Source organism: Hymenobacter nivis, from assembly GCF_003149515.1.
Taxonomy (GTDB): domain Bacteria; phylum Bacteroidota; class Bacteroidia; order Cytophagales; family Hymenobacteraceae; genus Hymenobacter; species Hymenobacter nivis.
In genome coordinates, this window is record NZ_CP029145.1 from 2,037,165 (window position 1) to 2,056,512 (window position 19,348).

The window sequence follows — 19,348 nt, forward strand, 5'->3', positions numbered from 1 at the left end:
GCCTCTGCTCATGGAAACGCTGCTGCCTTTCGCCGCTCGCCCAACTCCTACGGCCCTGCCCGCGGCAGCCGGGGCCCTGCGCATTTTGCACCGCGCCAACCCGGCGCTGTCGGGTGCCGGGTGGCTGCACGTGGGGCTGGCGGCGCTGGCCCTGGCGCTGCTGCCCCTCGACCACCGCCTCGTGGCGGGGGCCCTTGTCTGGATAAAGCCGCTCAAGTTTGCCCTCTCGGGTGCGGCCTACCTCTGGACGCTGGGCTGGCTGCTGGCCGACCTGCCCGCCACGGCCCAGCGGGCGGTGCGCCGCCTCAGCGGCGGCGTGGCCTTAAGCATGGTGGTCGAAATCGTTGTCATTTTCATGCAGGCCGGGCGCGGCGTTTCCTCGCACTACAACGCGAGCAGCGCCCTCAACGGCCTGCTGTTCGGGCTGATGGGGATTTTTATTGTGCTGAACACCGTACTGGCCGCCTGGGCCCTGTACCTAGCCTGGCGCTACCGGCCGCACGGTCCGGCCGGCTACGTGTGGGGCCTGCGGCTGGGGTTGCTGGTGTTCCTGGTGGGCTCGGCGCTGGGCGGATTCATGATTCATGCCCACCAGCATACCGTAGGGGCCCCCGACGGCGGCCCCGGCCTGCCCGGCCTGGGCTGGAGCACCGTGGCCGGCGACCTGCGCATTGCCCATTTCCTGGGCCTGCATGCTTTGCAGGCGCTGCCGCTGCTGGGCTGGGCCCTGAGCCGCTGGGCCCCGCGCCGGGCGGTAGCCGGCACCTGGCTGGGCACGGCGCTGTACGCGGCGGCCGTGGGCGCGCTGCTGCTGGGGGCCCTGGCGGGCCGCCCGCTATGGGCCGGGCATTGAGGCCGCAGCGTGCAATCTATGCCATTCTGTTCTTAGTCAATTATACTGCTCACGAAGTGGAACGGGAAAACGAAGTAGGGTGCGGGGCTTGCCCCCGCCCGTCGCTGAACGGTTCCGTCGGCTTTCGTGCAACGACGGGCGGGGGCAAGCCCCGCACCCTACTTCGTGACAAGTATAAAATGGAGTTATCACCCTCTTCTTCCTACCCAATGCACCGCTTTCACCTACGCACTCTCGTTCAGATTTTTGCCTTCGTCATCGCCTTGACCGAGCTCGCCAGCACGCCGGCAGCGGCGCAAAAAGCCCGCGCCAAGGGCGCGGGGGGCCCGGCGCTGCTCACCGGCGAGGTGGCCTTCCGCACCTCCGATTCGGTGCGGCTGTTTGTGAAGGTTTCGGGCCGGGGCGTGCCGTGCGTGTTTGTGCACGGCGGGCCGGGCGCGGGTAGCTACGCCTTCGAGCAGCTGGCTGGCCGGGCCCTGGAAGGCCAGCTGCAAATGATTTACCTCGACCAGCGCGGCAGCGGCCGCTCGGCCAGCGCCCCCGGCCACAACTACCGCCTGGCCCGCCAGGTGCAGGACCTGGAGGAGCTGCGCATTCGGTTGGGCCTCAAGCAGTGGGTGCTGCTGGCGCACTCCTTCGGCGGCGTCATCGCCACGGCCTATGCCCAGCGCTACCCGGCCCGGGTACAGGCCCTCATCCTGGCCAACGCCGTGCTGAACCCCTCGGCCTCGCTGGCCAGCATGGTGCATTATGGCGACAGCCTGCTGCCCGCCGCGGCCCGCCCCCAGCTGCCGGCGGGCGCGCCGCTGCCCCAGCAGCTGGGCCTGGTGATGCAGGCCCTGGGCCAGCAGAACCTCCTCTACCAGCTGCAATACGCCGCCGATACCACGGCGGCCCGCGCCGGCCGCGTGGCGCGCCAGGTGCCCGGCAACCAGGACTTTGCGGCCCACGTGTTCGACTTTCCGGAGTACGGGCAGGACTACGCGCCCGCCACGGCGGCCCTGGCCATGCCCGTGCTGGTGCTGGCCGGGCACGACGACTACACAGCGGGGCCCCGGCACTACCGCTCGTTCCGGTTTCCGCGCCAGCAAGTGGTGGTGCTGCCCGGCCGCCACAACTCCCTGATTGAGCAGCCCGCGGCAACCCAGCGGGCGGTGCGCACCTTTGCGGCGGCGCTGCCCGTGCGCTAGCCCGTGCCCATGCCTTTGCCCGCTTCTCCCCCGCTTCGTGACCGCCGCCTGGTGCTGGGCGGGCTCGTGCTCATCAGCCTGGTGATGACGCTGGCCAGCGGCCAATGGGCGTTTCAATCGGCTCTACATTTTAGCGTTACCTGGGGCTGCTCGCTGCTCTATACGCTGGTGCTAGGCCTGGGCAACCGCGAAATCTGGCGGCAGCTGCAACGGCGCTACCCACACGTGGCCCAGACGCGGCGGCGGCTGTGGTACCTGGGGCTGGGCAGCGTGGCCTACACCAGCGTAGCCACGGTGGCCGTCACGCTGGGGCTGGCCTGGGCGCAGCCGGGCGTCAATGCCTCGCCGCGGGCGCTGCTGCTCATCGCGGCCATCAACCTGGTGCCCACGCTGGTGGGGCAGCTCATCTACGAAAGCCGCCACTCGTTTCAGCAGTGGCAGGAAAACCAGCGCCGCGCCGACCAGCTCGCCCAGGCCCAAACCCAGGCCCAGCTCGACGCCCTGGCTCAGCAGCTCGACCCGCACTTTCTGTTCAACTCCCTGAACACGCTGGCCGCCCTCATCGACCCCGCCAACGCCCTCGCCCAGCAGTACCTGGAAGGCCTGGCGGATGTGTACCGCTACGTGCTGCTGGCCCACGACCGCCCCACCGTGCCGCTGGCCGAGGAGCTGGCCTTCGTGCGCACCTACGTGGCGCTGCAAAAGGTGCGGTTTCGGGACAACGTGCAGGTGTGCTACGACGTACCGCCCGGGGCCCTGGCCCGCCGCGTGGCCCCGCTCAGCGTGCAGCTGTTGGTAGAGAACGCGCTGAAACACAACGAGGCTTCGCGGGCCCGCCCGCTGCACCTGCGCCTGGTGGCCGATACCGCCGCCGGGGCCCTGCGCGTGGAAAATACCTGGCAGCCCCGCCCCGCCGGTCTGGCCCCCGGCACCGGCCTGGGCCTGGCCAACGTGCGCCGCCGCTACGCCCTGCTGGGGGCCCCGCAGCCGGTGGAAGTCGCGCAGGAAGGCGGCACTTTTGCCGTCACGCTGCCCCTACTCGACGCTTGAGCCACGTATTTTTCGGTTTGGGAACCGTTGGCGGTGGTTTCGGCCACTTTAGTTTGCGGGCGGCTAGGGGCCCCGGCTACTTTTGACGAGTTGCTGCTTCCCGCGGGAAGCCGGCAGTTTCCTTCACTCCTTGCCCCGCCCCGCCATGCCCCTGCTGTTTCTTCTCGTTTACGCCGGCTGGTTCTTGTCAGAAATTCTGCTCAACCGCCTGCTGCGCTCCTCGGGCACCGACCAGCCCCACGCCGACAAGCACTCACTGGGCCTGATTTGGGCCACGCTCATCGGCGCAATCAACCTGGCCGTGTACCTGGCGGACCACTACCGCTGGCCGGTGGGCCCGCAGCGCCTGGTGCCCGCGCTGGGGCTGGCCCTCGTGGTGCTGGGCGTGGTGCTGCGGCTGTTGGTTATCCGGTCGCTGGGCCGGTTTTTTACGGTCGACGTCACCATTCGGGAAGGCCACCAACTGAAGACGGACGGTTTTTACGCCTACCTGCGCCACCCTTCCTACGCGGCCTCTTTGCTGTCGTTCGTCGGCTTTGGCCTTTCGCTCAACAACTGGCCGGCGCTATTCGTGGTTACCACCGCCACCCTGGCTGCCTTCAGCTACCGCATCTGGGTCGAAGAAGCGGTGCTGGCCCGGCAGTTTGGCGCCGCGTACCGCGCGTATCAGAAGCGCACGAAACGGCTGATTCCCGCCCTTTACTGAGTTAGGACGCACGCCAGGGGCACCGGCTGAACGAAGGCAGAGCCCAGGGGCCGGATTCAGCAAAACGTGGCACTACCTTCCTGCCCTCACTCCTGCCCCCACACCCTCCTACCACTTGACCGTTCTCATCCTCGAAGACGAGTACCCCGCCGCCGAGCGCTTGCAGCGGCTGCTAGCCCAGGCCGCACCCGGGGCCCAGGTGCTGGCCGTGCTCGATACCGTGGCCGGGGCCCTGGCCTGGCTGGGGGCCCACCCCGCGCCCGGCCTCATCCTCAGCGACATCCAGCTAGCCGACGGCCTCAGCCTCGACGTGTTTGCCCAGACCCTGGTGCGCAGCCCGGTCATCTTCACCACCGCCTACGACCAGTACGCCCTGCAAGCCTTCCGCGCCAACGGCATCGATTACCTGCTGAAACCCCTCAAGCTGGCCGAGCTGCAAGCCGCCCTGGCCAAGCTGCCCGCGGGGCCCGAAGCGGCGGCCGGGGCCCCTGCCTCGTTCAACATCGAGCGCCTGCTCGACGCCCTGCCCCGCCCCCAGCGGCCCCACAAAACGCGGTTTCTGGTGCGCCAGGGCGAAACCCTGCTGCCCCTGCCCACCGCCGACGTGGCCTGGTGCCAGAGCCGCCACGACACCACCACGCTGGCCACCCACGACGGCCGCCGCTTCGTGGTAGACTACACGCTAGAGCAGCTCGAAGCCCTGCTCGACCCGGCCCAGTTTTGCCGGCTCAACCGCCAGCTCATCGCCCAGCTGCCGGCCGTGCGCCGGCTGGTGCCCCACTTCGGCGGCAAGCTGCTGGTGGCCCTGCACCCCGCCCCCACCGACGAGATTGTGGTGAGCAAGGAGCGCGCCGGGGCCATCAAAACCTGGCTGGAGGGCTAAGCCCGGGGCCCTATTCCTGCGTACCTTGTTCCTTCACTCGCCCCGGTTTTTATGGACGTTATCAAGCTCAAAACCCCAGTCCTGGACCGCCTCACTGATGCAGAATTCTACGAGTTCTGCCAGGACCACCGCGACTTGCGCATCGAGCGCGGCACCGACCACCAAATCACCATTATGCCTTCCGCCAGCTCTGAAACCGGCGCTACCAATAGCGAAATCAACTATCAGCTGGCCCACTGGAACCGCCAGCACGCGTTAGGAAAAACCTTCGATTCGTCAGCCGGCTTCACACTTTCCACCGGGGCCATGCTCTCGCCCGATGCCAGCTGGGTGGCCCAGGCGCGCTGGGACGCGCTGGCGGCCGACGACCGGCGCGGATTCGCCCGCCTCTGCCCCGACTTTGTAGCCGAGCTACTCTCGCCCTCCGACCGCCTCACCGACACGATGCGCAAGATGGAGCACTAGCTCGAAGCCGGGGCCCGGCTGGGCTGGCTACTGGCCCCGGCCAGCGAAACAGTGTTCATTTTCGCGCCCGGCCAGCCCGTGCGCATCGTCCAGGGCTTCGACCAGCTGCTCAGCGGCGAGCCCGTGCTGCCCGGCTTCGCCCTGGAGCTGCACCACCTGCGGCCGGTTAGTTGATAATTATACTCACCACGAAGTGCGGGGCTTGTCCCCGCCCGTCGTTGAACGATTGGCACATGCTTCGTTCAACGACGGGCGGGGACAAGCCCCGCACCCTACTTCGCGACGACTACAGCTATTGGCGATTGGTTCGACGTTCAAAAAAAGCTAACAACTAACAGCTAACAGCCAGCAGCTGACAGCTAACGTAGCTACCGATCCAGCCAACTTTTGAACAGGTTGACTTTTTCGCGGCTCACCAGTACCTGGGCGTCGGGGGCGGCGGGTTTTAGCACGGTTTGCAGGCGCGAGTTGGTGTAGTGGATGATGTCGTGGATGGCAACCTGCTGGACCAGGTAGGCGCGGTTGAGGCGGAAGAACCGGGCCGGGTCGAGCAGGGCTTCGAGCTGCTCCATCGTGTAGTCGACCACGTACTTGCGGCCCTCGGCGGTTTGGAGGAAAGTGGCTTTTTCGAGGCTGAAAAAATACGCCACCTGCTCGACGGGCACCACTTTGAGGTGCTCGCCCACCCGCACCACAAACTGCGTTTTGTAGCTGGCCGCGGGCGCGGGCTGGCGCAGCTGCTGCACCAGCTGGGCTAGGGCAGCGGCGTCGAGCAGCGGCGCGGCGGGCGCGGGGGCCCCGGCGGCGGGCGGAGCCAGGCGCTGGCGCAGCTTGGCCACGGCGCCGCGCAGTTCCTCCTCGTCGATGGGCTTGAGGAGGTAGTCCACGCTGTTTACCTTGAAGGCGCGCAGGGCATACTGGTCGTAGGCGGTGGTGAAAATGACCGGGCACGTCACCGCCACCTGCTCGAACAGCTCGAAGCTGAGGCCGTCGGCCAGGTGAATATCGAGGAAGAGCACGTCGGGCGCGGGGCCGGCTTGCAGCAGGGCCACGGCCTGCGCCACCGACTCGGCGGGCCCCAGAATCTCGAACGGCTCGGGCAGTTTGTGGAGCAGCGCGGCCAGGCGGCGGGCGGCCAGCGGCTCGTCCTCAACGAGTAAAGCGCGAAGCATGAATTAAGGAAATGTGTGGAATGTGTGGGATGTGTGGGATGTGCGAAGGTGAAAGGAAGGTTGTTTGAAAAGCTTGTTGACCGCCAGTATAAACTTCATGCTGAGTCTGTTGAAGCATCTCTAATGCTCAGCTGATCCAATTGATTACTGCCGCGGGAGAGATGCTTCGGCTACGCTCAGCATGACGTTCATACTGACGGCCAATAAGCTTTCCAAACCGCCCCTTTTTCACAGCTTCAGCAGCGGCAAGGTTACGACGAACTCCTCGCCCACGGGGCCCGCCGCCACGGGCCGGTCGGTGAAGAAAACGTAGCGGGCGCGCAGGTTGGCGAGGCCCCGGCCCGAGGCTTCGCCGGGGGCCAGGCGGCGGGGGCGCCGGGTGTTGCGCACGGTGAGGGTAGCGGCGGCCGCGTCCACGGCCACGCGCAGGCGCAGGGGATCGGCCTGGTAGGCGGTGTTGTGCTTGAGGGCGTTTTCGAGCAGCAATTGCAGGGCCAGCGGCGGCAGGAACAAGCCGGCCAGGGCCCCGGTAGGCGGCACATCAAGCTCCACTTGCAGGGCCTCGTCGAGGCGGGTTTTTTGCAGAAATACGTAGGCTTCGGCGAAGGCCAGCTCTTCGGCCAGCGGCACCAGCTCCTGGCTTTGGCTGTCGAGCACGTAACGGTACACGCTGCTGAGCTGCCGGATGAAGCGCACGGCACGGGCCGGGTCGGCCTCTTCTACTAGGCTGGTGAGGGCGTTGAGCGCGTTGAAGAGGAAGTGCGGATCGACCTGCCGGCGCAGCGAATCGAGCCGGGCCACGGCGCTTTCCTTCTCCAGCCGCTCGGCCCGCACGGTGGCCTCGCGCCAGGCCAGCAGGAAGGAGCGCGAGTGCATAAAGAGCGAAATAACCACCGTGGTGAGCAGCGGCATGGCCGAGTTCGCGAAGAACTGGTGGCGCAGGGTGTAGCCCAGCGGCCGGTGAAACAGCAGCACCGCCGACAGCTCGCCCACCAGCACAATCACCAGCAGCGAGGCCAGAAACGACGTGCCCACCGTGAGCAGCAGGCGGCGGATGGGCTGCTCGCTCCAGCCGGTGCGCAGGTTCAGCAGGTCGGCGGTGTAGGCGTTGGCAAACCACAGCCCCGCCGCGTAGCAAAAGGCGATGCCGAACGACACGGTGTAGCCCAGCGGGTCGCGCCAGGGCGGCGGCGCAAACAGCAGGGCGGTAACCGCGCAGGCCAGCATTATCCAGCCCAGCACCCGCCCAAAGGCCCGCACATTGGAGCGCGCCACAGTCGTCACCCAGGGCGTGCCGGGCGGGGCGGCATCGGCATAGGGCGGCGAATACGGCGGGGCGGGCGGCGGCAGGGGCAAGGGCACGGCGGGCGGAGCAACGAGGGAGTGAGCCATAAAAATAGCGGCGGGTAGCGCAAAAGAAACGGGCGCGGGGCCCCCTAGGGCCAGAGCCGTTAAGTTCTGGCAGGTCGCCCTCCGCGAACGCCGCACCCCCCGGCCCCCTTCTCCGAAAAGGAGAAGGGGGGACTAGTTTTTAGTCTTAAATAAAGCTAGAAATTAGAACGGTAACTAGCTCCCCCTCTCCTTTTCGGAGAGGGGGCTGGGGGGTGAGGCGCACGCGGAGGGCGACCTGCCAGCAAGTAGCAGCGCCCCCCCCCTGGGGCCCCCGGCGCTACTTGCTGGCCTGGGCGGGCGCGCCGTATTCTTTCATGCGGCCCAGCACCTGGCCCTGGCCCCAGTTGGGCGCCAGCGGGCCGGCGGGCTTGAAGGCCGCAAACTTGGCCTGGGCAGCCTCGAACAGCGGCCGGGCCGCGGCGGCGCCCCCGCCGTACTCTGATGGCATGTAGTACAGGTTGTTGGCGGCAATCAGGTACGGGCGGGGGTTGGCGGGGTTCAGGGCCCTGGCTTGGGCCGCGGCGTCGCCGGCCAGCTCCGAGTATTGCTGGCCGCGCTCCATGGGCGACACCCGCAGCCGGGCCTGGTACACGTAGGCTTGCAGCGCGAGCAGCTCCGATTCGTCGCCCTTCAGCTGGCGGGCCTGGCCGAGGGCCTTTTCGGCCTGGTCGAGGGTGTTGTCTTTGGCGGTGGCATTATCCTGGCTCCCAAATGTGCTGATGGCTAGGGCGTAGGCTTGGTAGTAGCGGGGCAGCCAATCGGTGGGGGCGGCGGCGGCGGCGCGCTCCATTTTGGCCGCCCCGGCTTGCAGCACGGCCGGGTCGCCGGTGCTCGTAAGCGCGGCAATGGCCTGGGCCATGCCCTCGGCGTAGCCGGCGGGCGCGGCGGCCGTGGCGGCGGCTTTGGCGGGGGCCCCAGCTTTGGGCTGGGCGGTGGCGGCGAGGGCAAAGGCAACGAGGGCGAGGGTGAACAGCGACTTTTTCATGGCGTGGGGTTGGGGTGAAAAGGGGGTTGGGTGCGTTGGTGATTCAAAGGTGGCCGCCCGGCCCGGGGCCCCCAAACGGTTGTTCCCGAAGTGTCATTTGGGGCGGATGAACCGGCGAATTGGGGCCCCAGCGCGGGGCGGCTTCCGGGCTAATCCGGGGCCACCTCGGTATTCCCGGAGGCCTTCTTATTAATGGAGATGAACACGCCCACAAACAGCATGCGCGGGGCCGAGGGGGCCAGGGCCACGCCCTGGTACTGGCCGCTAGCGTCGGGGGCGGCGGCGTAGCGGTAGCCGTAGGTGTTGGCGCGACCCAGCACGTTGCTGGCGGCCACGTTCACGATGATGTACTGGCCCAGCAGGTGGGTGAGGTAGCTGGCGCTCAGGCTCAGGTCCTGGTAGCTGGGGGTGCGGGCCTGGTTGTAGCCGGGTTGGTTGGGGTCGTAGTAGGCGCGGGGGCTGTTGTAGGCGGCGGTAGCCCCGAACTGCGTGTGCAGCTTCGGCACCCAGTACTTGGCCACCACGCCTAGGGCGTAGCGGGCGGCGAAGGTGGGCACGGGGTCGGCGCGGTACTAGCGCACGGTGGCGAGGTAGCCGTAGCTCACCCAGTAGTCGAGGCGGGGGCCCGCTGCGGCGGTCGCGCCAGAACAGGTCGAAGCCCCGGGCGTAGCCCTGGCCGCCGTTGCGGTAGGCGCCGGCGGCGTAGAAATTGGCCGGGTCGTAGGTCACCAGCTGGGCGTAGCTTTTCTGGTACACTTCGCCCCGCAGCGTGCGGCCGGCGGCGCTGCGCGCGTAGCTGAGCTGCACGTGCTGGGCGCGCTCGAAGCCCAAATTGTGCGTGAAGCTGAGCAGGTCGTTGGCAGGCGTTTGGTAGAAGTAGCCGGCGGCGGCCGTCAGCTGGCCGTGGGGCCCCAGGCGGTAGGCCAGGACCAGGCGCGGGGCGGCGTTCCACTGCCTGAGCAGGGCCGAATACTCGGCGCGGGCCCCGGCGCGGCCGGCCAGGCGGTGGTTCAGCACCAGCTCGCTCTCGGCAAAACCGGCCACGCGCTGCTCATCGAAACCCGTGCACAGGACGCTGGGGGCCCCCGGGGTGCCGGGGGCGGCGGCGGCGGGCCGGTAGGTTTGGCGGTAGCGCTGGGCCAGGCCTTCGGCGCCGATTTTCAGGTTGAACCAGGTGCTGGCCGAGTCGTTAGTAAGCACGAGGCGGGCCACGGCCGGCTGCTCCACGTCGCGCACGGCCAGGGCGCCGGGGCGCACGTCGTTGTCGTCGTGGGTCAGGGCCAGGCCGGTGTTCAGGCTCCAGCCGCGGCGCAGGGGCCCCCGGCCCAGCACCACGGTCAGCTCCAAGGGCTCAAACCCGATGAGCCGCACCACCAGCGGCAGGGCCCCAGCGGCGTGCCCGGTGCTGAAGCGGAAGCGCCCGAGCGAATCGGTGCTGGCCCCATCGAAGGTTGATTTCAGGAAGACGTTGGCCCCGGATAGGGGCTGGCCGGCGACGCGCTGTTTGCGCGGCCCCTCAATCCACTCGGGCAGTGGCTGAACGCGGTGGTGCGGCCCAAGTACGGGGCCCACCCCGAGGTGCGCGAAATCGAGCAAATGCTCCAGCAAATGCTCAGCACCGGCCGCGACCTGACCGCCCAGTACAAGCGCAACCGCATCGAAGAAGCCCGCGCTGGCCTCGACCGCGTGCACACCCAGGCCGAGCGCATCGACGCCCTATTCCAGCAGCTGGAACCCAGGGCCAAAATATCCCAGGCCGCCTAATTTTTCCTTTGCCGATTAACGCTGCGGGCGGCTCCCACCCGGAGGCCACTCGCTTTTTGTTGCAGCGCGGGCGCGTCACTCGCTTCGCCCCATCGGCGGCCGTTGCAGTTGTAGCGCGGCCTTTAGCTACAGCTGCGCTACTACAAATTGAACAGCGCGGCGGCGTTGCGGGTAGTGGCTTCGGCCACGGCCTCGGGCGACTGGCCCAGTAAGGCAGCCACGCGGTGCAGCACCAAGGGCAGGTAGGCGGGCTCGTTGCGCTTGCCGCGATGGGGCACGGGGGCCAGGTAGGGGCAGTCGGTTTCGAGCAGCAGGTGCTCCAGGCCAATGCCGGGCAGGAATTGGTCAGCCCCGCCGTTTTTGAACGTGGCCACCCCGCCAATGCCCAGCTTGAAGCCCAGCCCGATGGCCTGCGCCGCTTCCGCAGGCGTGCCCGAGAAGCAGTGAAACACCCCGCGCAGGGTGCCGTCCTGGGCCGCCGCTACCAGGGCCACGGTTTCGGCGAAGGCCTCGCGGGTGTGCAGCACGATGGGCAGGCGGTGCTGCTTGGCCAGGTTCAGCTGAATTTTCAGGGCCTCCTGCTGCTCGGCGAGCAGAGTTTTGTCCCAGTACAGGTCGAGCCCGGCCTCGCCCACGGCGGCAAAGGGGCGGCGGCCCAGCCACTCCTCCACTTCGTAGAGCTGCGCTTCGAAGTTGCGCGTTACGGAGCACGGGTGCAGGCCCATCATGGCGAAGCAGGTTTCGGGGGCTTCGGCTTCCAGGGCCAGCATGCCGTCGATGCTGCTGTGGTCGATGTTGGGCATGACGATGGTGCCCACGCCCGCATCCTGGGCGCGGCGCAGGGCAGCGAGGCGGTCGGGGCCGAACTGCTCGGAGTAGAGGTGGGCGTGCGAATCGGTGAGGTGCATAGCGCGGGCAAAGGTCGGGGCCCCAGGGCGGGCAAGCCAAACCGGCCACTGGCCCCCCGGCGATGGGACTACTATTCCTTGGGACTCCGTTTGCGTTCAGGTCATTAATAATCAATACGTAACCCAAATATCAGCACGCCGGCCAAAACAGTTAAAACGCATAGATACGTTTCGTAACTTATAAATAAGTTGATAAACTGAAAATACCGTTATATATTTGGGTATGGAAGAACTCACCAAAACCGAGGAGCGCATCATGCAGGTGCTGTGGGAGTTAAAGAAGGCGTTCGTGAAGGACGTCATCGAGCGCTTGCCCGACGAGCCCAAGCCGCCCTACAACACCGTGTCGTCGGTGGTACGCATTTTGGAGCGCAAGGGCTACGCGGGCTTCAAGGCCTACGGCAAAACCTACGAATACTTCCCACTGGTGAGTAAAATGGAGTACCGCACCGCCAGCTTCAAGCGCATGCTTAGCCAGTATTTCGACGATTCGCCCACGGCCTTGGTGTCGTTCATGGTGGAAGAAACCCTGAGCCAGCGCGAAAAACAGCAGCTGCTCGACCTACTCCACAATTCCGAAAATCCCGCCGACGATGCTCGCTAACAGCCTATTGTACCTGGCCGGGGCCAGCTTTTGCCTGACCGTGTTTGCCCTGGCCTACCGCTTGGCGCTGGCCCGCCTCCCCGCCTTTGCCTGGAACCGCGCCTACCTGCTGGGGGCCCTGGCGGCCGGGGTGCTACTGCCCTTGGCGGCGCGGCTGGGGCTGGCGGCGCTGCTGCCACGGGCCCCGGGGGCTCCGGCGGAGGCACTGGTGGTGCTGCACTGGTCGCTGGGAGCCTCGGCAACGGCCGCTGCAACGGCTCAGGCCGGCGCCCCGGGGCCCGACTGGGCCGCCTTGGCGCTGGTGGTACTGGCAGCCGGCTACGGCTGGGGGGCTCTGCGCCGGCTACGGGCGGCGGCACGCAACCTGGGGGCCCTGCGGCGGCTGATCCGAGGGCACCCACGCACCGCGCTGGCGGACTGCACGGTGGTGCACCTGCCCGCGCCCGGCCTGCCGGCGTTCTCCTTCGGGCGCTACGTGTTTCTGTCGCCCCTGCACGACGCGCTAAGCGCCGCCGAGCGCGACCAGCTGCTGCGGCACGAGCAAGTGCACGTGCAGCAGCGCCATACGCTCGACTTGCTGCTGGTGGAGGCCCTAGGCGTGGTGTTCTGGTTCCACGGCGTGGTGCCCTACTTCGGCCGGCAACTAAAGACGGTGCACGAGTACCTGGCCGATGCGGCGGTGGCACGGGCCCCAGCCGGCCGCATACCTTACGGTGAGCTGCTCATTAAGCTGGCAGCCCAGCAGCCGCCCTTCGCCTTGGTGCACGCCTTTGCGCACAAACAGGTTTTTCTCCGCATCCGAATGCTCACCCAACCCCCCACCACGCCCATGCAAAAGCTCCGTTTTCTCTTCGTGCTGCCCGTGGCGGCTTTCGCATGGGTCGCCACGGCCTGGGCCACGCCGGCCCCCAGCGCCCCCACATCCAGGGGCCCCAGCGCCCGCACCCTGGTCGCCGCGCCGGGAGCCCCGCGCATCGGCCGCATCAGCTGGCGGGGCAACGCGGCGGTGCCCACGGCCCGCCTGAACGAGGCGTTGGACCTGCGAGCCGGCGACGCCTACGACTCGCTGGCGGTGGAAAAGCGGCTGGCGTACGACCCGGCCGGCACTGATGTTTCTTCCCTGTACATGAACCACGGCTACCTGTTTTTCCAGGTAGCGCCCGTGGCCACGCGCCAAGCCGACGGCACCGTGGACCTGGCCTTTACCGTCGCGGAAGGCCGCAGGGCCCAGCTAGGCCGCGTTTTCATCACCGGCAACCTCGACGCTTCCGCCAAAGCGGCGTTGCTGAAGCAGCTGCCGCTGCGCGGCGGCGACGAATTCAGCCGCGCTAAACTCATCGAAACCAACCGCTTTCTGGCCCAGGAAGGCCAGTTCGACCCGCAGAAAATTGGCATCAACCCCCAGCCCGTGATGCGCCCCACCGAGGCCACCGATTTGGTGGACATTGAGCTGGTGCTGACGCCTAAATCGCGGCCTTAATCATTAGTATATAGCACATTTGACCAGGCAAGAGCAGTAACGCACACCCTGTAGTTCGCGCTACTGCTCGGCCTGACCTCAAACCAATATAAAATAGCCCCACCGCGCGCGCCGGTACGTTTTCAGCAATTGCTGAGCATAGGGGCGCACGCCAGCTTCCAGCGGACGGCGTGCCCCGCGCCGGGGCCCTAAATTGGCCACCTTAGCCAACGAAAGCGCTTGCCATTACCATGTTCAACCCCCGCCAAATAATGTTCCTGGCCGCTACCGCCGCCCTGCTGCTGCCGGCCGCCGCCCAACTACCCACCCGGCCCGCTACTACCAACGCATTGCTACACAATGCCCTGATTACTACAACAGCTGCACGGCCTGCCAACTTTGTGCGCCAGCACGGGGCCCTGCGAGTGGAAGGCACGCAGCTGGTGGACCAGAAGGGCGAAAAAATTGCGCTGCGGGGCGTGAGCTTCGGCTGGCACAGCTTGTGGCCGCGCTTTTATAATGAAAAGGCAGTGGAGTGGCTGGCCCAGGATTTCCGGTGCAACGTGGTGCGGGCGGCCATGGGCATCGAGGTGGGCGAGCGGTGCTACAAAAAAGATCCGGCGTTTTCGAAAGCCAAGGTGAAGGCGGTGGTGGACGGGGCCATTAAGGCCGGCATCTACGTTATCATCGACTGGCACAGCCACAACATCAACCTGGCCGAGGCCAAGCAATTCTTCGGCGAGGTATCGAAAACCTACGCCAAGACGCCCAACGTCATCTACGAAGTGTTCAACGAGCCCGACCAGGAAAGCTGGCCCGAGGTAAAGGCCTACGCCGAGGAAATTATCAACGTCATCCGCGCCAACGACCCCAGCAACGTTATCCTCGTCGGCTGCCCGCACTGGGACCAGGACATCAACCTGCCCGCCGCCGACCCCATCCGGGACCAAAAGAACCTGATGTACACGATGCATTTTTACGCCGCTACGCACGGCCAGTGGCTGCGCGACCGCACCGACGCGGCCATCGCCAGCGGCCTACCGGTGTTCATTTCCGAATCGGCGGGCATGGAGGCCTCCGGCGACGGGCCCCTGAACCCCACCGCCTGGCAGGCCTACACTGACTGGATGGAAGCCAAGGGCCTGAGCTGGATTACCTGGTCGATATCAGACAAAGACGAAACGTGCTCGATGCTCCAGAAATCGGCCAGCGCCACAGGGCCCTGGAAAGACGCGGACTTGAAAGAATCGGGCCTGAAAACGCGGGGATATGTGCGGCGCTACAACGTGGAGAAGTAACGTTTTGGCCCGACCCGGCCTCAGCCCTGGTCGCAGTTTAGCGCGTAGCGCGCAACTGCTAGCCGGTAAATGGGGCGAGTTTGCAACTCGCTGCCACGCAGTGGCGAACTTGCCCCAGGGCCAGGAACGCAGTTCCATCGGACCGCTGCACGGCCCTGAATCGCGCTCACCCCATTCCCCGGCCGACAGTTACGCGCTAAACTGTGGCCAGGACCGGGCCGGCCGTTGACTCAGTCGTAGCGGCGGCCCTTCCATACCACGGCCCCGCCGAAGAAGCGCACGTAGCCCATGCCCAGGGTGAGGGCCAGCGCGTAGCCCTCGAAGAGTGGCAGCAGCCAGGGGCGCGGGCGCAGGCCGGCGCGGCGGTAGCACACGGCCGCCAGGGCCCCCTGCCCCGCCAGGCGCGCGCCCCACAGGGCCAGCGCCAGGCCCGGGGCCCCCGCCCAGACAAGGGCCCCCAGCGCCGGCCAGAAGCTGCTGTAGGCCAGCAGCTCCAGGCGCAGGCGCAGCGGCAGGGCCTGCACGCCACGCAACCAGCGGTGGCGCTGCCGCAGCAGGGCCCGCCAGGTGGGCATGGGCAGCGAATCGGCCCGGGCTTCGGCACTGAACACGTGGCGGAAGCCGTAGCCGTGGCCCAGCACGGCCCGGAACAGGGCGTAGTCTTCAGTGACGGAGAACGGCAGGGCTTCGTAGCCGCCGGTGGCCTCGTAGGCGGCGCGCGTCACGAGCATATTGTTGCCCATGGCCGTAACGGGCCGGCCCGTGGCACTCACCACTTGGATGAGGCCCAGCGAAATCAGCCAGTCGAGGCCCTGGAGGCGGTCGAACAGCCGGGGGCCCTGCACGGCGGTGATGCCCGTGACGGTGCCCACGCCGGGCGCGGCGTGGGCCAGCAGGGCGGTTATCCAGGTGGGCGGCAGGTGGATGTCGGCGTCGGTGACGAAGAAATACGCGGTGGTGGCGCGGCGGGCCAGGTGGGCCAGCACGTTGGCCTTGCCGCGGGCCGTGCCCAGGGCCTCGTCGGCGATGGGCACGACTTCAAAATGCCCTTCGAAGCCCCGCATGGCCGCCGCGGCCACGGCGGCGGTGCCGTCGGTGCTGCTGTCGTCGCCGAGCAGGATTTCCAGCAATTCGGGCGGGTAGCGCAGGGCGCGCAGGCTGGCCAGGCAGCGCGGCAGGGCCGCGGCTTCGTTGCGGGCGGCCAGCAAAATGCTGACGCGGGGCAGCGGCATCGGCAGCGGCCCCGCGGCGGGGGCCCCGCGCCGGGTGGCCAGGGCCCCCGCCGAGCCGGCCAGCACCAGCAGCCACAACAAGCAATACAGCAGCAGGAGAGTCGTCATCACTGGTCTATGAGCTATTTAGGAATTTACCAGAACGTCATGCTTCGACTCAGCACGACGTTCAATTTTGAATTTTCAGACTTCCTGGAGCGGTTTCGGAGTCAATGGAGGTAGGGGCGGGGCTGGCCCCCGCCCGTCGCTGAACGGAATCGGTGGATTGGCGCGAACATCCGGGCGGGGCCAGTCCCGCCCGGATGTTCGCGCTAATCCACTGACTCCGAAACCGCTCTAAACAGCCCCATTATTTGAATCAGCGAAATCACGATTAATCATTTTAAATCAGTGATTTAAGTCAGCGATGCGAACTCGTAGCCGCGCCGGGCAAAATGAGCCAGTACCCGCGGCAGCACGTAGCGCAGGCGGGCGCTGGCCTTGCGGCTGTCGTGAAACACGAGGATGTCGCCGGGCCGGGCGGCGGCCAGCGTCAGATGCAGGCACTCGGCGGGGGCCAGTCGGGGGTCGTAGTCGCGGGTGAGCACCGACCACTGCACCACCCGAAACCCAGGCCGCAGCGCCCGCAGCAGCGGCCACGTGAGGCGGCCGTAGGGCGGCCGGAACAGCGGCTTTTCATTAGCTATTAGCTGCTGGCTGTTAGCTGTTAGCTTTTGGTCAACCGTAGTGCTAACCGCTAATAATGAATCCAGGGCCTGCTGGCACTGGGCCACGCCGGCCAGGTACTCGGCACGGGGGGTTTGCCAGGCGCTGCGGTGGTGCTGGGTGTGGTTGCCGAGGCGGTGGCCGGCGGCCAGGGCGGCGCAGGCAATTTCAGGGTAGCGGGCGAGGTTGTCGCCCACGCAAAAGAAAGTGGCCTTAGCGCCGTGCTCCGCCAACTGCGCTAGCACCCAGGGGGTTTCCTCGGGAATGGGGCCGTCGTCGAAGGTGAGGTAGAGGCGCGGCCGGCCGCTGGGGCCCGCGGCGGGGCCGCGCCACTCGGCCCCCGGTAGCAGGCGGTGCAGCAGCTGGGGCGGGCGCGTGAGCAGGGCCGCTTCCAACCAGCTCATCAGCGGGCCCAGCATCAGCGGGCGATGCGCATGTAGGGCACGCCGGCACCGGGTAGCGGGCCCAGCACCTGGGCCAGGGCCTTCAGAAAATTGGCCGCCGTGTCGGGCCGGCCGGCGGCGGGGCCCCGGCCGAGCTGGCGGTAGTGCTCGCCGCGCCACTCGCCCACCGCGGTGGGCGTGCCGGCCTCGTCGGAGCTGCGGCCCAGGGTGGCTTCGAGCAGGAAGTAGCGCGGGCGCGGGGCATCGGCGGCGGCGGCATCGGCCGGGCCGGGGGCCCCAAGGCCGACGGCGGGCGCGTCGTCTGCCGCCTCGTCGTTGTCATCCTCTTGGTCTTCGTCGTCCGCTTCGTCTTCGTCGGGATAATCTTCTTCCTCAGGCTCGTACACCAGGGCCCCGAAGTGGGCTTCGGTGCTAGCTTGGGGAGCGGGCAGGTGCAGCAGGGCCACGGCGCGGCCGGCCACCTCGTGCCAGGTCAGGCGCAGGCCACGGGATGGCACGTGCTCGGCGGGCGGGAGGCCTTCGGCGGCCTTTTCCCACATGTAAAGCAGCAGCTCGCGGGCCAGGGCGGGGTCGGCCAGCTCGCGGCGCACGGCGGCGGGGCGGCGGCCGGCCAGCTGGGGCACGAGCACGTGGGCAAAAGTATAAGGATGCGGACGGGCCATAAGTGGGGCAAAAGTAGGCCGCCCGGGTTTAGTTGGCGGTTGTTAGTTGTCGGTTATTCGTCGCCCGTGGCTTGTTATCCATCACCTAAACGGAGCAGGGGCCCCAAACTTGCCGCAGCGGCGCTACGGTTTCTTCGGCAGCAGAGCGCGGATTTCGGCCAGCTGCACCACGCCGGTGGCCAGCAGGATGGGGCCGAACAGGGCCCCCATCAGGCCTGCCTCCAGCCACCAGGGCAAGGCCAGGCCGGCGCGCGCGGCCCACCACGCCCCGCACAGCAGCCCGAAGGCCAGCAGCAGGCGTGCCAGCAGGGCCCACGGCAGGGCCACGCCGGTGCGCCGCGCCACCAGCACCAGGTAGGCCCCCGACACGGCCACGGCGCACACGAGCGTATTCAGGGCCGCGGCCACGGCCCCGAAGCGGGGCAGCAGCACGATGTTCAGCACCACGTTCAGGGCGAGGCTGGCGGCCACGGCGCGGCTCACGGCGCCCTCGTGGGTAGTGCTGGTGAGCAGGGTGCTGTAGATGGCGAAAAAAGCGTGCACCAGCACGTTGAGGAACAGAATGCGCAGGCAGAGCGCCATCTTGGCCAGCTCGTCGGGGCGGCTATGGTGGAACTGCCAGAACAGCACTTCGCCCCGAAACAGCCCGAACGCCACCGCGAACAGCAGCGGCGCGGCCACCACCCGCTGCCCAAACCAGAGCAGCTTGCGCTGGGCCTCGGCGTCGTGTGGGGTACTGGCAAACTTAGCAAAAAACAGCGGCAGCACCGTCCAGGCGTACATCATTACGGCATCGGCCCAGCGGTAGGCCCCCGCGTAGTAGCCGGCCTCGGCGGGCGAGTGCAGGCGTTCGAGCATCACCATGTCCACGCGCTCGTTCACGCCGTAGAGCACCGCCATCAGGGCAAAGGGCAGGCTGGCGCGCAGGGCCTGGCGCGCCCGAGGCCCCTCCCAGCGGTAGCGCACGCGGCCAAACAGGCGCGTCATCAGCCCGTAGAAGAGCACCGCCGTGAAGGCCGCCGCCCCCAGCCGGGCCCCCACGTAGCTGCCCAGCGTGAGGCCGCCCGGCAGCAGGGCCAGGATGGCGGCCAGCAGCAGGGCTTTTTCGAGCACCGAGAGCACGGCGTCGGTGTTGAAGTGCTGGCGGGCCTGCACGGGGCCCCGCAAAAACTGCCCGTACTGCGTGAGCAGCAGCGCCGCCGCCACCCCCGCCAACAGCCCCAGCTGGGGGCCCCGGTAGCCCAGCACCCAGCCCACGGGCAGCAGCACGGCCAGCCCGGCCAGGCCCAGCCCCCCGCGCAGGGGCAGCAGCACCGGGAATTCCTGGGCCAGAAACTCGGGCGCGGCGGCCAGGCGCTGCACCACGTAGGGCGTCAGGCCCAAGTCGGCGAGGGCGGCCACGGCGATGGCCAGCGCCGAGAGGGCGGCCACCAGCCCGAAGGCCGCGTGGCCCAGGCGGTCCTGCACCAGGTTTTCGACCACAATCCAGCCGGGCTTAATGGCCAGGTTGAGCAAAACGACGAGGCTGATGTTGCCGAAAAACCGTTTGATGCGGGGTATGCGTTAGGGCGGCGCGGGCACCGCACCCACGCCGGGCAAAGCTACGCCCCCGGGCC

Annotated in this window: 21 protein-coding genes; 11 read left to right on the top strand and 10 right to left on the bottom strand. The window is 67.6% G+C overall.

What is annotated here, in order from left to right; all coding sequences use genetic code 11:
• The first annotated feature begins 10 nt into the window (after positions 1-10).
• From DDQ68_RS22735 to DDQ68_RS24260, 7 genes are all read left to right on the top strand, one after another.
• Positions 11-853, top strand: a complete 843-nt coding sequence (locus DDQ68_RS22735; RefSeq protein ID WP_162549965.1) for a hypothetical protein — start codon at positions 11-13, stop codon at positions 851-853.
• Between the two features lie 209 nt (positions 854-1,062).
• A complete protein-coding gene (locus DDQ68_RS22740; RefSeq protein ID WP_162549966.1) occupies positions 1,063-2,043 on the top strand; it encodes an alpha/beta fold hydrolase in 981 nt (326 codons plus the stop codon).
• A 15-nt stretch (positions 2,044-2,058) separates the two neighbouring features.
• Complete coding sequence (locus tag DDQ68_RS08900; RefSeq protein WP_162549967.1) at positions 2,059-3,093, top strand: sensor histidine kinase; 1,035 nt, start codon at positions 2,059-2,061, stop codon at positions 3,091-3,093.
• Between the two features lie 145 nt (positions 3,094-3,238).
• Complete coding sequence (locus DDQ68_RS08905) at positions 3,239-3,799, top strand: methyltransferase family protein (RefSeq protein WP_109655984.1); 561 nt, start codon at positions 3,239-3,241, stop codon at positions 3,797-3,799.
• Positions 3,800-3,914: 115 nt separating this feature from the next.
• Positions 3,915-4,682 carry a LytR/AlgR family response regulator transcription factor gene (locus DDQ68_RS08910; protein ID WP_109655985.1) on the top strand — a complete coding sequence of 256 codons (768 nt, stop codon included), beginning with the start codon at positions 3,915-3,917 and terminating at the stop codon, positions 4,680-4,682.
• Between the two features lie 51 nt (positions 4,683-4,733).
• A complete protein-coding gene (locus DDQ68_RS08915) occupies positions 4,734-5,147 on the top strand; it encodes a Uma2 family endonuclease (RefSeq protein ID WP_211320254.1) in 414 nt (137 codons plus the stop codon).
• A 51-nt stretch (positions 5,148-5,198) separates the two neighbouring features.
• The gene (locus tag DDQ68_RS24260) at positions 5,199-5,321 is read left to right on the top strand and encodes a hypothetical protein (RefSeq protein WP_281271098.1); all 123 of its coding nucleotides are present in this window, start codon (positions 5,199-5,201) and stop codon (positions 5,319-5,321) included.
• Positions 5,322-5,515: 194 nt separating this feature from the next.
• Here the strand turns inward: DDQ68_RS24260 and DDQ68_RS08920 are convergent, their stop codons facing one another.
• From DDQ68_RS08920 to DDQ68_RS08940, 5 genes are all read right to left on the bottom strand, one after another.
• Entirely contained in the window at positions 5,516-6,319 is an 804-nt protein-coding gene (locus DDQ68_RS08920) for a LytR/AlgR family response regulator transcription factor (RefSeq protein WP_109655986.1), read from the bottom strand.
• A 228-nt stretch (positions 6,320-6,547) separates the two neighbouring features.
• Entirely contained in the window at positions 6,548-7,711 is a 1,164-nt protein-coding gene (locus tag DDQ68_RS08925) for a sensor histidine kinase (protein WP_109655987.1), read from the bottom strand.
• A 277-nt stretch (positions 7,712-7,988) separates the two neighbouring features.
• Complete coding sequence (locus tag DDQ68_RS24265; protein WP_109655988.1) at positions 7,989-8,696, bottom strand: hypothetical protein; 708 nt, start codon at positions 8,694-8,696, stop codon at positions 7,989-7,991.
• 149 nt (positions 8,697-8,845) lie between these two features.
• A complete protein-coding gene (locus DDQ68_RS08935; RefSeq protein WP_162549968.1) occupies positions 8,846-9,016 on the bottom strand; it encodes a hypothetical protein in 171 nt (56 codons plus the stop codon).
• Positions 8,961-10,292 (bottom strand): TonB-dependent receptor, encoded by a 1,332-nt coding sequence (locus DDQ68_RS08940; protein WP_162549969.1) that lies wholly within the window; start codon positions 10,290-10,292, stop codon positions 8,961-8,963. Before DDQ68_RS08940 ends, DDQ68_RS08935 begins: the two co-directional genes overlap by 56 nt.
• On the opposite strand from DDQ68_RS08940, the gene DDQ68_RS08945 reads away from it, so the two are divergent.
• Positions 10,275-10,460 (top strand): hypothetical protein, encoded by a 186-nt coding sequence (locus tag DDQ68_RS08945; RefSeq protein ID WP_109655990.1) that lies wholly within the window; start codon positions 10,275-10,277, stop codon positions 10,458-10,460. The genes DDQ68_RS08940 and DDQ68_RS08945 overlap by 18 nt on opposite strands.
• 140 nt (positions 10,461-10,600) lie before the next feature.
• Here the strand turns inward: DDQ68_RS08945 and DDQ68_RS08950 are convergent, their stop codons facing one another.
• Positions 10,601-11,368: a TatD family hydrolase gene (locus DDQ68_RS08950; RefSeq protein ID WP_109655991.1), complete on the bottom strand. Its 768-nt coding sequence runs from the start codon at positions 11,366-11,368 to the stop codon at positions 10,601-10,603.
• Between the two features lie 223 nt (positions 11,369-11,591).
• On the opposite strand from DDQ68_RS08950, the gene DDQ68_RS08955 reads away from it, so the two are divergent.
• From DDQ68_RS08955 to DDQ68_RS08965, 3 genes are all read left to right on the top strand, one after another.
• Positions 11,592-11,972 carry a BlaI/MecI/CopY family transcriptional regulator gene (locus DDQ68_RS08955; protein WP_109655992.1) on the top strand — a complete coding sequence of 127 codons (381 nt, stop codon included), beginning with the start codon at positions 11,592-11,594 and terminating at the stop codon, positions 11,970-11,972.
• A complete protein-coding gene (locus tag DDQ68_RS08960) occupies positions 11,962-13,452 on the top strand; it encodes a POTRA domain-containing protein (protein WP_109655993.1) in 1,491 nt (496 codons plus the stop codon). Before DDQ68_RS08955 ends, DDQ68_RS08960 begins: the two co-directional genes overlap by 11 nt.
• 230 nt (positions 13,453-13,682) lie before the next feature.
• On the top strand, positions 13,683-14,729 hold the full coding sequence (locus tag DDQ68_RS08965; protein WP_245897387.1) for a glycoside hydrolase family 5 protein: 1,047 nt from the start codon (positions 13,683-13,685) through the stop codon (positions 14,727-14,729).
• A gap of 230 nt (positions 14,730-14,959) precedes the next feature.
• On the opposite strand, the gene DDQ68_RS08970 is transcribed toward DDQ68_RS08965, so the two are convergent.
• From DDQ68_RS08970 to DDQ68_RS08985, 4 genes are all read right to left on the bottom strand, one after another.
• Entirely contained in the window at positions 14,960-16,069 is a 1,110-nt protein-coding gene (locus DDQ68_RS08970) for a glycosyltransferase (protein WP_109655994.1), read from the bottom strand.
• A gap of 287 nt (positions 16,070-16,356) precedes the next feature.
• Entirely contained in the window at positions 16,357-17,085 is a 729-nt protein-coding gene (locus tag DDQ68_RS08975) for a polysaccharide deacetylase family protein (protein ID WP_245897388.1), read from the bottom strand.
• Positions 17,085-17,732 (bottom strand): hypothetical protein, encoded by a 648-nt coding sequence (locus tag DDQ68_RS08980; RefSeq protein ID WP_162549970.1) that lies wholly within the window; start codon positions 17,730-17,732, stop codon positions 17,085-17,087. The genes DDQ68_RS08975 and DDQ68_RS08980 overlap by 1 nt, the downstream gene beginning before the upstream one ends.
• 123 nt (positions 17,733-17,855) lie before the next feature.
• Entirely contained in the window at positions 17,856-19,247 is a 1,392-nt protein-coding gene (locus DDQ68_RS08985) for an oligosaccharide flippase family protein (RefSeq protein ID WP_109655996.1), read from the bottom strand.
• Between the last annotated feature and the right edge of the window lie 101 nt (positions 19,248-19,348).

Coding starts and splice junctions, on each gene's coding strand:
- DDQ68_RS22735 (WP_162549965.1), top strand. CDS start 11: ATGGAAACGCTGCTGCCTTTCGCCGCTCGCCCAACTCCTACGGCCCTG.
- DDQ68_RS22740 (WP_162549966.1), top strand. CDS start 1,063: ATGCACCGCTTTCACCTACGCACTCTCGTTCAGATTTTTGCCTTCGTC.
- DDQ68_RS08905 (WP_109655984.1), top strand. CDS start 3,239: ATGCCCCTGCTGTTTCTTCTCGTTTACGCCGGCTGGTTCTTGTCAGAA.
- DDQ68_RS08915 (WP_211320254.1), top strand. CDS start 4,734: ATGGACGTTATCAAGCTCAAAACCCCAGTCCTGGACCGCCTCACTGAT.
- DDQ68_RS08920 (WP_109655986.1), bottom strand. CDS start 6,319: ATGCTTCGCGCTTTACTCGTTGAGGACGAGCCGCTGGCCGCCCGCCGC.
- DDQ68_RS08925 (WP_109655987.1), bottom strand. CDS start 7,711: ATGGCTCACTCCCTCGTTGCTCCGCCCGCCGTGCCCTTGCCCCTGCCG.
- DDQ68_RS24265 (WP_109655988.1), bottom strand. CDS start 8,696: ATGAAAAAGTCGCTGTTCACCCTCGCCCTCGTTGCCTTTGCCCTCGCC.
- DDQ68_RS08950 (WP_109655991.1), bottom strand. CDS start 11,368: ATGCACCTCACCGATTCGCACGCCCACCTCTACTCCGAGCAGTTCGGC.
- DDQ68_RS08955 (WP_109655992.1), top strand. CDS start 11,592: ATGGAAGAACTCACCAAAACCGAGGAGCGCATCATGCAGGTGCTGTGG.
- DDQ68_RS08960 (WP_109655993.1), top strand. CDS start 11,962: ATGCTCGCTAACAGCCTATTGTACCTGGCCGGGGCCAGCTTTTGCCTG.
- DDQ68_RS08965 (WP_245897387.1), top strand. CDS start 13,683: ATGTTCAACCCCCGCCAAATAATGTTCCTGGCCGCTACCGCCGCCCTG.
- DDQ68_RS08970 (WP_109655994.1), bottom strand. CDS start 16,069: ATGACGACTCTCCTGCTGCTGTATTGCTTGTTGTGGCTGCTGGTGCTG.
- DDQ68_RS08975 (WP_245897388.1), bottom strand. CDS start 17,085: ATGCTGGGCCCGCTGATGAGCTGGTTGGAAGCGGCCCTGCTCACGCGC.
- DDQ68_RS08980 (WP_162549970.1), bottom strand. CDS start 17,732: ATGGCCCGTCCGCATCCTTATACTTTTGCCCACGTGCTCGTGCCCCAG.